The organism is Nitrosopumilaceae archaeon (assembly GCA_035631875.1).
In the GTDB taxonomy this organism is placed as follows: domain Archaea; phylum Thermoproteota; class Nitrososphaeria; order Nitrososphaerales; family Nitrosopumilaceae; genus TA-20.
This window is the reverse complement of sequence record DASQHX010000005.1, coordinates 1-13,126: the sequence shown is the minus strand read 5'-3', so window position 1 is coordinate 13,126 and position 13,126 is coordinate 1. Positions and strand designations below refer to the sequence as shown.

General features: G+C 37.7%; 12 protein-coding genes. 6 read left to right on the top strand and 6 right to left on the bottom strand.

Annotated features, from left to right (window positions below; translation table 11 throughout):
- Positions 1–1,247, bottom strand: a 1,247-nt coding sequence (locus VEU72_00925) for a plastocyanin/azurin family copper-binding protein (protein HYL65695.1), incomplete at its 3' end; no start/stop codon positions are given.
- Between the two features lie 320 nt (positions 1,248–1,567).
- Between VEU72_00925 and VEU72_00920 the strand changes: the two genes are divergently transcribed.
- Positions 1,568–1,711, top strand: coding sequence for a hypothetical protein (locus tag VEU72_00920; GenBank protein HYL65694.1), 144 nt, complete (start codon positions 1,568–1,570; stop codon positions 1,709–1,711).
- 21 nt (positions 1,712–1,732) lie between these two features.
- On the opposite strand, the gene VEU72_00915 is transcribed toward VEU72_00920, so the two are convergent.
- Positions 1,733–2,485 carry an exosortase/archaeosortase family protein gene (locus tag VEU72_00915; GenBank protein HYL65693.1) on the bottom strand — a complete coding sequence of 251 codons (753 nt, stop codon included), beginning with the start codon at positions 2,483–2,485 and terminating at the stop codon, positions 1,733–1,735.
- 155 nt (positions 2,486–2,640) lie between these two features.
- On the opposite strand from VEU72_00915, the gene VEU72_00910 reads away from it, so the two are divergent.
- On the top strand, positions 2,641–3,360 hold the full coding sequence (locus VEU72_00910) for a hypothetical protein (protein ID HYL65692.1): 720 nt from the start codon (positions 2,641–2,643) through the stop codon (positions 3,358–3,360).
- Between the two features lie 85 nt (positions 3,361–3,445).
- On the opposite strand, the gene VEU72_00905 is transcribed toward VEU72_00910, so the two are convergent.
- The 4 genes from VEU72_00905 to VEU72_00890 form a co-directional block, all read right to left on the bottom strand.
- Positions 3,446–3,763, bottom strand: coding sequence for a hypothetical protein (locus VEU72_00905; protein ID HYL65691.1), 318 nt, complete (start codon positions 3,761–3,763; stop codon positions 3,446–3,448).
- Between the two features lie 147 nt (positions 3,764–3,910).
- Positions 3,911–4,813: a hypothetical protein gene (locus tag VEU72_00900; protein ID HYL65690.1), complete on the bottom strand. Its 903-nt coding sequence runs from the start codon at positions 4,811–4,813 to the stop codon at positions 3,911–3,913.
- 136 nt (positions 4,814–4,949) lie between these two features.
- On the bottom strand, positions 4,950–8,912 hold the full coding sequence (locus VEU72_00895) for a fibronectin type III domain-containing protein (GenBank protein ID HYL65689.1): 3,963 nt from the start codon (positions 8,910–8,912) through the stop codon (positions 4,950–4,952).
- Between the two features lie 152 nt (positions 8,913–9,064).
- A complete protein-coding gene (locus VEU72_00890) occupies positions 9,065–9,826 on the bottom strand; it encodes a sugar phosphate nucleotidyltransferase (protein ID HYL65688.1) in 762 nt (253 codons plus the stop codon).
- 277 nt (positions 9,827–10,103) lie between these two features.
- Here VEU72_00890 and VEU72_00885 point away from each other — a divergent pair, with 277 nt between their 5' ends.
- From VEU72_00885 to VEU72_00870, 4 genes are all read left to right on the top strand, one after another.
- Positions 10,104–10,553, top strand: coding sequence for a hypothetical protein (locus VEU72_00885; GenBank protein ID HYL65687.1), 450 nt, complete (start codon positions 10,104–10,106; stop codon positions 10,551–10,553).
- Positions 10,554–10,719: 166 nt separating this feature from the next.
- Positions 10,720–11,175, top strand: a complete 456-nt coding sequence (locus VEU72_00880) for a hypothetical protein (protein ID HYL65686.1) — start codon at positions 10,720–10,722, stop codon at positions 11,173–11,175.
- Between the two features lie 250 nt (positions 11,176–11,425).
- Entirely contained in the window at positions 11,426–12,142 is a 717-nt protein-coding gene (locus VEU72_00875; GenBank protein ID HYL65685.1) for a hypothetical protein, read from the top strand.
- Between the two features lie 258 nt (positions 12,143–12,400).
- Positions 12,401–13,126: SMP-30/gluconolactonase/LRE family protein (locus VEU72_00870; GenBank protein ID HYL65684.1), on the top strand; the 726-nt coding region annotated here is incomplete at its 3' end.

Sequence of the window (13,126 nt, the reverse complement as noted above, 5' to 3'; positions counted from 1 at the left end):
ATCCTACCAGAAACAATTTTCCCTTTGCCAACTTGGATCAAGTTTTTTCCAAGTACACCCTGATCTTTTGTAATTGTTAAGTTATTATCAAATGTCCAATATGATAAGAGTGTAGGATCGTGTGAGGGGCTAGATGATACTACTGGACTTTTAGGTTCAGATGATACTGGACTTGTAGGTTCAGCTGTCTGTGATGAATTTGATTTAGTTGTATTATTGTTGTGGGAAACTGAAGAACCGCCTCCTGTAAAGAAACTAACTAAGTCTTTCAAGATTACCGATAGGAAATTATCTGACCCAGTGGGTGAGGAAGAGTTTGTAACAAGCGTAGTAGAATTTGTAAATGTAGAGTTTGTACTTGGTGCAGGTTTAGCCGTTAATGGAGGTACAGTTTTAGGTGTAACTACTGGTGGTACGGGTTGTTTAGCTTTTACTGGTGGTACGGGTTGTTTAGCTTTTACTGGTGGTATGGGTTGTTTAGCTTTTACTGGTGGTACGGGTTTAGGTGTAACTGGAGTTTTTTTCACGGATATGGTTCCATCAAGCCATGGATGTATCTTACAAAAATAAGTATAATTTCCAGGATTAGGAGAGATCGCAAGATCTTGTCCAGGAGGTATAAAGCCACCTTCAAAAAGATTGTTTAAAGCAAAAGTGCCGTCAGGGTTTACCTTTCCACTTGTTATATCATGGATGTTAGCGTCATTATTTGTCCAAACAATTTTTGTTCCTTGAGGAACGATAATGCTTGAAGGATCAAAATTTATGTTGTTTCCTTCTGTTGATGCGCCAAACGGAATCAAAATGTATACTTGTCCGTATGGAGTGTTCGAAATATTTATGTTAAAAGAAAGTAGTGTTTTTTTTGGATCTCCTTCATAGTATGCAGTTAAGATGTACTTGCCGGATGAAAATGTATCCGGAATATTAAAAAATTGATTAAAGATTCCAAATCTATTTACCGCAGAATGAAAGTCACCGACTACCTTGTTAGTAGGATCAATTATTTGCATTAATACAGAAACACCCTCGGTGGAATGATTTACCTTTCCTGTAACATTCATTGATTGACCTTGTTTGAAATTAGAGTTATCTATACTCACAATCATGATAGAGTTAGATTTTTCAATATGTAATGGTACAAAGTAACCACTTTTTTCATAAGAGATTTGAGTGCCATAGATTCCAAGTACCAAAATCATTGGCAGTACAAAGTATAGAATTTTATTTCTATTCATCAGAGTCATTTCTATTTTCTAGTATTGGAGTTAAAAAGATAGGTATTATCCCCATAAAAATACACACAGTAGAGACAAAATTTGAATAATAAATTTATTTCCAATTTTGATATCTAGTATTTTTACCCTCTAGAAAGGGACAAATTGGCATAAATGAAAAAAACACATTCTATCTATGATTGTCAAAAAACCATTAAAGTTTCGATTATGCACAAAAATAAAGCTCATTAGATAACTTGCACGTATGATTTAGAGTGTATGTCAATAAAAAAACACACATGTGCTTTTGATACAATACATGAAAATCTGTAACTGGAAGATAAAAAATAATGAAAGAACAATGTCATGTTTGTGGTAAAGAGATGCAGCTCACAGAGGGTGATGTGATATTTGGTGGAAAATGGTATCACAAGAATTGTGCAAAACAAATAACGCCAACAACTTCAACCAGTGATACTTCAAAGATGGTTTAGTGTAAAAGAAAATTCAGTGATCTAAACTAAATCTTGATGATTTATTTGCGTCTGTGGCTTTTTTAGAATCCATCTAAGGGACAACCACCAAAGCAAACCAATCAAGGATAAAAACATGATTGTACCGGCGTACAAGTGATCTGTTTCTAATGCATCATAACCAAACGCATAACCGACATATATTAAGAACATAATTCTTGCCATGTTTGCAAAAAATACACTAATAGAACCTAATACAAAAATAATGGCAAGTTTTTTCTTTGGAGCTTTACGACTAAGATCAATTATCATCAGACCAAATGCAGCTAGAAATATTGCAGATTCATGTAATCCTGCACAGGCAGGAAGCACATCTACTTGAGAGATTTTTGATTCAGGTGGAAAGATTATGGTATGACCACTTTGTGTTGCATGTATCCCAGACCAGTTTAGTATCGATACGGCAAAGTTGGTTGTCAATTCCGCAAGCGTCATGGCGTAGCTAGAATCTAGAATGTACTTTTCCCATCCCATCCATGTAAAAATCCCAAATGCCAATATACCAATCACAATAAATGTCAAAACTTTTTTGATTGACTGCAAAGCCTTTATCTTGGAGAGAGCAAGGTGAAATCCAATTCCAAAAGACGCCACCCCCATCGGAATAAAATATTCTGTATTTGTATGATAGGTATTTGTAGACTCGAAGATAAGATAGATAACAAAAGATAGTGCAATCAATGCCAAACCAAGGACGGTTTTTGGACCAATCCGCTCTAGTGTGAAAGATTTCAATTTGTTTTGATTATAGCGGTGAGCCATATTTGGTTTTTGATTCCTTTACCTGTTATTTCCAAAGATGGAATTTCAGTTACCCAGCTGATGAATGTAGATTAAAAAGAACGAATTGATTCAATGCTTTTTTAGGCTAGTATTTGGGTATGTTATCCTTGAGCCGCAAGATCATAATCAATACCGTCCTGTACAATGAACAGGATTCAATTGTTACTTTTCTAAATAATCTCAGTCGCATACGTGACATACACGCTGTTGAAATATTGGATGGTTCATGGAGAAAGGAAATAAAGTCAAGTGTAAATTCTACTGACGATACCAAAAAGCTTGTCAATAAATGGATAAAAAACAATTCCGTTCCATTTGAGGTCTGCTTTACAGAATCAAAACAGATCTGGGAAACACAGTCAGCTAAACGTAATTCTTTACTGGAATTGACACAAAAAAAGTATGGTGATTGTTGGATTTTTGTCTTGGATGCAGACGAAGCTATAAAATTTCCAAATGGGTTTGAAGCAATCACACTAGAGCCGTATCTGAAAGACAAAACAAAATGTGGCGTTCTCAAAACGTATCTGTATAACAGCAATGATGTGCTGCCATCTATTAGACTCATTCCTACTGGTCATGAAATACATTACCACACTGAACTTGCAAAGATGCTACATGATAATAGCTGCAACATTCTCATGGATTACAATCCTGCTAGAATATTCCAAAGCTGGGATACTTTTGATTTTAATGACATGTTTATAGTCAATTATTTGAAATTGCAAAAAGGGACACACAAGCTAGAAAAGTCTCATCATCATATTGACAAGAATCAGCTCAAAGATGTGGAATGTAAATGGAAGCAATTGTACATTCAAAGATAGCAGGTTACTGATTTTTTATTAATTTATAGAGTTGTCAATAGGTGTAATTTGTTGGTCCTGTCAAATCATATTGATATGAACCAGATTAACTTTCCATGATTTTTATAAAACTGGCAAACTCTTTTTCCTTAATCAATTCATCGAGGCCCAATTTGATCTCTGATATGATAGAACCATACTCTTCCTTGTATACCTCTTTGAGTATTTTTTTCAGATATTTGGGGTGCTTGTCACAATCTCGGAGGGCAAGATCATAAAGAGAGCGGAGTTTGGCTACAACCAAGTTGTACTTGGTATTTCCTCTTCTCATCAAGACTAGCTCTATTATGGATGTTAGAGGTATGGTGTATCTCTCCCCTGTGAGCTCACGATATTCGTTTTTTTTTTTTTGGTTATTAACCATTCCCACATGTGGTTATAGATTTTATTATACTATCATAAAAGAAAAAAATTATGATGCTTGTTGTTTATGATTCTCATTTTGAATCAAGTCCTGTAAGACTAGCCACAAAACTAGATTCTCTTTTTTATTTTAAGAATTATTCAATAGCTAAAATCGCTTGAAGTTTGGTATCATCTTTTGTCTTATACCCATATACACAGCTGCTACTGCGACAAAAATAATTACCAAGCTAAAAGAAAATGGAAATTCTGGAATCGATGTACATGTATTGATTGGAGCTGTACCGACAACAGGATTCCCGGTAAACGTGCTCTTACAAGATTCTGTGATGGTGCCGGTGTTGGTGAGTGTACCTCCATTTGATATGGTACCTGAATTTGAAATTGTACCTGTATTGGTGATTATGCTAGCAGCATGGAAGTTTGTTATGGTACCCAGATTGGTGATTGTACCTGAATTGTCAATTGTACCTGCACCACCTATAGAGCCGCCTGCTAGGTTGTTTATTGTGCCTCCAGAGTTGTTGATAGTATTTCCAATACTAAAAGTGCTGATTATACCAGAGTTGTTGATGTTACCGCCAGAGTTGTTGTTGATAAAACCATGACTGCTAAAGGCGTCAAAGAGTCGGATGGAATTTAGATTGTTGAAAGTACCTCCAGAGAGATTATTGATGGTACCTCCGGGAAGATCAATAAAACCAGAGTTGGTCAGGGTGCCAGAGTTGTTTATCACGGATTGATCTACACTAATAGAACCGGCATTGTCTAGTGTACCGCCAGAGTTAATCGTGATGATGCCCGTGATTACTAGATGTTTACCACTTGGAATGGTCAAGGTTTCTCCGGAATGGATTGTAAGAGAGTGAACTGTACATGTGCTAAAGTTATCCCAAGTGCCAGAAATTGCAACACAGGATGGGCCGCCAGATATTGTGCCAGAAACCGCATACGAGTTTTGTGGTAAAAATCCAATTAGAGAAATTATTGTTACTGCAGATATAGCCATCATACCTAATGTAGAATACTTTCCCAAATCCAACCCTTGCATCTAGCAGATAAAGCTATTATAAAAAATGATCTTCCATATTTGGAAATAATTTTTTCAAACTTTACAAATCTGTACCCAAAGTCCTGTAATGCTCACATAATGATTTGCTGAAAAATCAAAAATTGTTGTAATTAAACTAGTTGTAGTTAAGCACGTTGATGTTTCCACTTAGGTCCATGAAATAGATCTTTCCATTCCATTCCTGCATGTAAATTGGAGCTGCAGTCAAACCATACAGTAATGGAACAACCTGTCCTATTGGATATCCACTTGCAGCATCGGTTGTAGGTGGAGCTACACTTGATGGTAGCAGTGCAAGGATATTTCCAATGCCATAGTCTCCAAAAAAGTATGCGCCAGATAAGTTGGGATATGTGGTTCCACGGTAAAATGCCCCAGCAGAGAGTGCCTCAAGGCCAGCAGTCTTGCCAGTTTGTGGCTCTACTCCCTGGTGTGGGTACCAGTATAGTGGTGGGGTGTAGCCAGCCACATTTTGTGGATTACCAAATGGCGGGCTCTCATAGTTTGCCCATCCGGGATTTGCACCTGCAGCGGTATAGTCCTCAATTCTCTCCCATGTGTTAAAACCTGGATCAGATCCATAGATTCTTCCTGTCTGGGAATCTATGTCAAATGTATATGGGTTTCGAACTCCATATGCCCAGATCTCTTTTTTAATTGAGGTATTAGTCGATGATGCAAATGGGTTTGTACTGGGAATGGAATACATCATGCCATTTACCGGAGATGCTAGTGGCATGATTCTTAGCATCTTTGCCTGCAATGTTGTCAGGTCTTGACCATTAAATTTCCAGCCATCGCCAGTGGAGATATAGAGGTTACCTTGCGAGTCAAACTTTAGCGAGCCTCCATTGTGGCCATTGTTAAATGCTGGAATGTTTCCCAGTACCATTTGCTCACCTACTGACTTGTCTGCTATGATATTTCCAGACGAGTCTGTGGTGGCATGATATCGTATCAGCTCACCTACAACATTTGTTGCTACAGTTCTGGTAACGTAAAGGTAAACATACTTTGATGCAGACGAGGTTGCCCAGTTTGGATCAAATGTAATTCCTAACAGTCCATTTGTTTCATAGTTTATCTGCAGATTTGGTACTGTCACAAATGGTACTGTCTGTCTTACAAACATCCCATTTACATTCTTAAATACAATTACATTTCCAGTATTTTTTTCATTTACCATAAATGCACCAGTGCCATCTACACCAGGACCGTTATCTGGAATAAATGCAAAGTATGCTGGAAAGTTTAGTCCTGATATTAGAGTCTGACTACTAAATGAATGAGCATTTGGGTCTACAGTAAATGAAGTAGAGTATGTGTTGCCACTAGCATCAGATATTGTTATGGTGTGCGGACCAGATGCAGCTCCACCTGGTATCATGAAACTACCTCCAAAATTACCAGTGGTATCAGATGTTATGGCAGTTGTTGGTGTAACTAGGGTGCCATCAAATTTTATTGTAATGGCAGAGCTTGCTGCATAGCCATTGCCTTGACTAGTTGGTATTAGTACAGTAGAGCCTGCACGACCTGTTGTTGGAAAGAGATACGCGTGTGGTGAGACAGTGACAGTCTGGCTAGCTGAATTTTTTGATGCATCTACAGCAGTGATGGTGTGTTTTCCTGTAACAGATATCAGTGTAGACATTATTGCGACAAAGTTTCCATTAGAATCTGTTGTTATGGTCAACGGAGTGGTAGAGTAACCATTATCCTGTGCGCCCACTCCAATTGTAGTACTATCATATGATATGGTAATTCCAGAGTTTGGTGCAAATTTAGTACCTGTGATTCTTACATCTGTACCTACATTAACTGAATTTGTATTAAGTGAGATACCACGTACAGTTGATACTGGACTAGTTGTTGCAGATGCAGTGTTTGATGGTGAGCTTGTTCCAACTGCATTTATCGCCGATACTCGATAAGTGTATGTGGTACTAGCTGCAAGTCCTGTATCAGAAAATGTTGTTGAAGTACTTGCTGTGTTTGCTGATATGGTAGACCATGTTGTGCCACCATCAGTTGATCTTTCAATCTTGTAACCTGTGATTGCAGATCCTCCATTATTGCTTGGAGCAGTCCAGCTTAGATTTATCTGAGATGATGATACTGTGTTAGCTGTAAGACCTGTCGGTGGTTGTGGAGCTGTAGGTGCAGTGCCAGATGTAGTTGCAGATGCAGTGTTTGATGGATTTCCAGTTCCGACTGCATTTATCGCTGACACTCTGTAGGTATAGGCAGTACTAGCTGCAAGTCCTGTGTCAGAATATGTTGTTGATGTACTTGCGGTATTTGATTGAATGGTACTCCATGTAGTTCCGCTGTCAGTTGATCTTTCAATCTTGTAACCTGTAATGGCTGAACCTCCATTATTTGATGGCGCAGTCCAGCTTAGATTAATTTGTGATGAGGATACTGTACTTGCTGCAAGATTTGTTGGGGCACCCGGAGCTGTTGGTGCAGTACCAGTACCTGATGCTTTAAGCTCAATTGCGACATCATCCCAGAGGTCTCCTCCTCCACTTGCAGTCCAGCTACAGGTGGCAGAGCTTGGTGATGATACAATTGAAGAGCTTGATGCACCAGTGATTGCATTTGGCACATTGATATCCCATTGTTGTGTACAGGTTGGAGAACCTAGTGTCTTTCCTCCATAAATTGATGGAGAGTCTAGTACCCAGCTGTTTGCGTTTTTCGTTGTAATTGATATGGTAGGGCTGCTTCCAGTAGCGCTATTGTGGTTTGTTGTACTGGTAGGTATTGGAGTGGTTTGATCTATTCCAGCAAAAGAATATGCGCCAATTACAGCTGATGTGGCACCTCCCATTGTGACTATGATGTTTCCAGTGCCACTAGGGTTTGTCAGAGACCAAAATTCAGCATCATTGTTGGCAAATGATGATGTTACTTTGGTTAGCTGGACTCCTCCAAATGTAACTGATGTTACGACATTATTGTTTGCATCTACACCGACAACTAGTTCACGGTTGGTTCCAGTTCCAGCATTAAAGTTGGCAAGTGTTATCTGAAATGGTGCTGCAGATACCGTTCCAGATGTTGTCTGGATACCATTTAGTACTATGGCATTTGATGTGGTACCAGATGTAGTTGCAGATGCAGTGTTTGATGGTGAGCTTGTGCCAACTGCATTTATCGCTGATACTCGATATGTGTATGTGGTACTAGCTGTTAGTCCAGTATCAGAAAATGTTGTTGATGTACTTGCAGTGTTTGCTGATATGGTAGACCAAGTTGTGCCACTATCAGTTGATCTTTCAATCTTGTAACCAGTAATTGCAGATCCTCCATTATTTGATGGCGTAGTCCAGGAGAGATTAATTTGTGATGTGGATATTGTACTTGCTGTAAGACCTGTAGGTGGTTGTGGGGCTGTAGTTGTACCAGATGTAGTTGCAGAAGCAGTATTTGATGGCACACTAGTTCCGACTGCATTTATCGCTGATACTCTGTACATGTATGCGGTACTTGCTGTCAATCCTGTGTCAGAAAATGTCGTAGCTGTAGAGCCAGTGTTTGATTGAATGGTAGACCATGTTGTGCCACTATCAGTTGATCTCTCAATCATGTAGCCTGTAATTGCAGAGCCGCCGTTGCTTGCAGGTGCAGTCCAGGAGAGATTTATCTGTGATGTGGATACTGTATTGGCTGTTAATCCAGTTGGTGCACCAGGAGCTGTAGGTGCAGTGCCTGTAGAATAGGATGCTGTCAGAGTTACAGTTTGTGTTGGTGTGATTGGTCTTGCCTGACTGGTTGTTCCATCATCCCAGTGATTAAATACAAAATTCTGATAATTATTTGCAAATACAATATATTGTTGCCCAGATATTGCCGAAAATGATGCAGGTGTAAAGCCAGATGCCATGACTACGCCATTTGAGTTCTCTAGTTCAATGTACATACCAGTAAATGCATTTCCTGAGAGATCAACCGAGTTTACATTAATGGTTACTGGTGTGCCAATTGCATTTACAGGTACCATATTTATTGCAGGTATCAGTAACGTAGAAAGAACAAGAATCATTCCTAGTACAGAATAAGATTTTCTCATATCTATTACGTTAAACTATATAATTAAATTCATATTTGATTATGCGTAGATTGTTCTAAATCTTTTTTCTATCACACTCTTCGAGCACTCTTATTTAATTTTTTAGAAAAACAGGATTAAAATTATAAATTAAATAATTCCAGATGCGGTAATTAATTTTTCTCTAGTCGTAATTTTGCAGTCTCAAACTCTTTTTTTGTATTGACAGGAATCCAAGTGTGGTGTGGTATTGTGTGGTTTGCAACCTTTCCCTCTTTCGCCATCTTTTCTAGAACAACTTTTTCAAACTCTTGCGGAGTAGTACTATCTAGCGAGACAAGATCATCAATGGTATGATAAACTGCAGGCTCCATCACATAGACACCAGTTGATGTTATCTTTGATACAAATGGCTTTTCTACAAAGCCATTCACCTTTCCCTGTTCATCTAGTATTATTTCTCCAAAAGCATAGTCAGTGCCAGTGGTTGTTAAAACAGTAACCAGAGATTTTTTATCAAGATGGGCAGCCAAGAGCTCCAGTGGTAAGGTACCATCAGTGAATATATCATCAGGAAATGCAACAATGCTTCTTTTTTTTCTATTTATGACATTGTTTTTTAGAGCTTGCTTGAGTGCCTTTCCTTTGCCACCAGCCTTCCAAGTATTATCATCTAAAGAAAAGGCAAGATCAATTTTTTTGGCATGGTTTGATTTGGAAAGATGGTCTTGTACCTCATCGCTTCCAAAGCCAGCAAGAATGTTGAATTTTTTAAAACCACAGTCAGAGTATTGTTGTATGATTCTCTCAATTAGTGTAATGCCATTTATTTTCAAGAGGCATTTGATTTCCATATCCATTCTCTTTGCTTTTCCACCAACAAGCAAGTTTACCTGGGTCTCTTCTACTTCTTTTGTGATGTTATGATCAGCCATGCATTTGGTGGATAATTACTGTTTGAAAACGTTTGCGTAATACTAGATAGATTCCATGTTCGTACAAGAACATCACAAAGTCACTTTCTTACTTGGTTCAATGTTAATACTGACTACAGCAAATTGCAAGTTACATGATACCAACAGATCATATTATCACAATGGATCTTGTCCGAAAATGAGGGATTAATCAAAATTTGGCTAGAGTCATTTCCACAAATGGCAGACCATATTTTTATAGAAAAAAATTTTATTACAAAGTTGGGTCGGTAGTGGTTTGAAAAAAATACTAGTTTTGCCAATATTTATGGTTCTAGTGCTTGCCATGTCATTTTCAGTTCATCAAGTTTATGCCATCTCATCAATAACACTGTCTTCAGCTAGCGGCTCAGTTGGCAGTATAGTAAAAATTTCAGGTACTAACTTTACACCAGGAAGTGTCGTTTACATATTTTTTGATCACACCATCAAGGATTCTGTAACTGTAGCTTCTGATGGTTCAATTCACATTACAGTTCCAGTAGTACAAACAACACTTGGCGCACATACTATTTCCGTTTCAGACAGTCCAATCACAGTCAATTCAATAACTTTTGCACCATTTACAGTGACTCCGAAGGTATCAATTCCAGAGTTTCCATTTTCATTTGGTTTGGTGATTATTTTTGTTGCCATATCAGCAGTGTATCTATCCATAAGACAAAAGATGATACCTGGCTTCAATTAATTCTAAAACATAATTGAATCACATTTGATTGTTCAAGTGCGATCAATTTTATTCGATCTAAAAAAAGAACATTGTACCATAAATCATATTTATTATCAGAGGAATTTCCAAATGTGGTAGCTAATATTTTTATAGAATCCTTTCTCCTTATAAGGCGGGTCTGTTAGTGGTGGAAAGAATCCTAGTTTTACCAATGGTTGTAGTTCTAGCATTTGCTGTATCATTTTCAGTTCATCAAGCTTATGCCGATGGGTCAATAACGCTATCTTCTAGCAGCAATCCTTGTTGTAGAATAACAATTTCTGGTAATGGCTTTATTGCAGAAGAAGGTCAACCTGTTTTTGTATTTTCAGATGGCACACAAATTGATACGGTAACAGTAGCAAATGATGGTACAATTCTCATAACAGTTGGAGTAACATCAGGAACACATACTATTTCCATTTTTAAATCAAATAGTCCATCAGATACTCTATTAGCTACTGCCCAAATTACAGTGCCTCCGCCAATATCAATTCCAGAGTTTCCATTTTCATTTAGCTTGGTAATCATATTTGTTGCCATATCAGCAGTTTACCTATCCATAAGACAAAAGATGATACCAGGCTTCAAGAGTTTTTAGATTACAGAAATTCTGTGTAACTGGATTTCCAAACTTGGTATAACAAAAACTCATTGATAACTAGTATTTGTGATGTTAATTGATGAGGGTATGGTTCTTTTTATGTGCAACTTGAAATTGCAACTAAAATAATATGCAAGCAAGGCATCAAATATATAAAAAAACACAGGCATGAAATTTTAGTTTGTATTTTTTTAGTACACACCCCGTCTTATTATCTCAACTCTAGACAATCATTTCAGGAAATAAGATGCGGAACACCAGATATGTGGTAGCACTAGCGTTTGCAGCAATGTTTGTCCTATCCACCATTCCACATTCATATGCAGATGTTGCTAGTGTTGATATCCAAAAACCAACCTATCTTGATCACAAGTACAAGTCAGACCCATATCTTTGTGTATATTCTAGTACTCCAAGGGACTTGAAGATAGCTCAGACCGCAATTAGTGATTGGCAGAATCATCTTAGAGATTACACCAAAAATTATAACGCATGGAATATCAAAGTAGGATTAAACGAGCAGGACAGAACACAGTGCACTGCAGAGATTATGTTTTCTCCTTCTCCTAATACTGACAAGTTTGATAGTACAGAAAATGCTTGGTGGGATCATAAAGTTACAGAATCTAAAGCACTTGGACTAACCTATCCATTTTGGGATAGAGCATGGGTCTATGTATTTACATCACAGTATTATTTCCCAGAACAAACACAGATGGTATCTGATGGCAGTGGAAAATTAAGAGCAGACATATCCACCTTGGTACCATTATCTGACAAGCAGATACAATCCATCACAGAGCATGAATTAGGACATGTGTTTGGAATTACACAAGATGATAACAATCCTTCAAGTGATGGAGTAATGTCACAAGGATTAGAAAATGCAAACACCGCACATATTACAGATGGTGATGTTTCCCAAATAGTAGAGAAATACGGAAACACTGGCTTTGTTGCCTAGAGTTTTTTTCACAACAATATTTGCCAGATAAAAAACAGTCTCATCTAGTATTTTTCTAAAACTGTTAGACGTCTGATTACAATTACTTTCTTTGTTATTATCTAAATTGTTAAAAACAATTGGCTAGCGGTTTGTTTAGTAATGGAATAAATTTAATTTCAGAGAACAAATGACTAGTAAAAACACATTTCCATTTTTGGAAGGATCGCGGAAGCTTAATTATGATGTAAAATATATTTTTTTTAGGTTGGTTCTGGTTTGGTCATTGGAAAGATTCTGATTCTTCCAATATTGGGAGTTATAATTTTCTCTACAGTTTGTTATCAACAAGTTTATGGAATAACAAACATTGGAACACTTGGCACTACAGGTGTTCCAAGTTCTGCCGACAACTCTCACTTTAATGCACTCATTGGTGTTGCAGTGGATTCGTCAGGAAACATCTATGTTGCTGACGAAGATAGTCACCGCATCCAGATATTTAATTCTGCCAGAGTGTACCAGTTTACAATTGGCACTCCTGGTCTTTCAGGTAATAACAGCACACAGTTTAATTTCCCAGCTGGTGTTGCGGTTGATTCGTTAGGCAACATCTATGTTGCAGATACAGATAATCATCGCGTCCAGAAATATAATTCTGCCAGAGTCTACCAATCTACAATTGGACAAACTGGAGTTCCAGGTGTTGACAATGCACACTTTGATTTCCCATCAGGCATAGCAGTGGATACATCAAATAATGTCTATGTTGTTGATTCACTCAATCACCGCATCCAGAAATTTAATTCTGCCGGAGTCTGGCAGAAAACAATTAACGTATCAGGAATTCCAAGTGAAGAAGAGTCTGGTGTTGCAGTTGATTCGTCAGGTAACATCTATGTTGGTGATTCATTTAATTTCCGAGTCCAGATATATTCAGGATTGGGTGTATCTAATGCTCCTTGTGCATCCACTACGCTTGTTCATACAAGCGATGACCCACCA

Coding starts and splice junctions, on each gene's coding strand:
- VEU72_00920 (HYL65694.1), top strand. CDS start 1,568: ATGAAAGAACAATGTCATGTTTGTGGTAAAGAGATGCAGCTCACAGAG.
- VEU72_00905 (HYL65691.1), bottom strand. CDS start 3,763: ATGGTTAATAACCAAAAAAAAAAAAACGAATATCGTGAGCTCACAGGG.
- VEU72_00900 (HYL65690.1), bottom strand. CDS start 4,813: ATGCAAGGGTTGGATTTGGGAAAGTATTCTACATTAGGTATGATGGCT.
- VEU72_00895 (HYL65689.1), bottom strand. CDS start 8,912: ATGAGAAAATCTTATTCTGTACTAGGAATGATTCTTGTTCTTTCTACG.
- VEU72_00890 (HYL65688.1), bottom strand. CDS start 9,826: ATGGCTGATCATAACATCACAAAAGAAGTAGAAGAGACCCAGGTAAAC.
- VEU72_00875 (HYL65685.1), top strand. CDS start 11,426: ATGCGGAACACCAGATATGTGGTAGCACTAGCGTTTGCAGCAATGTTT.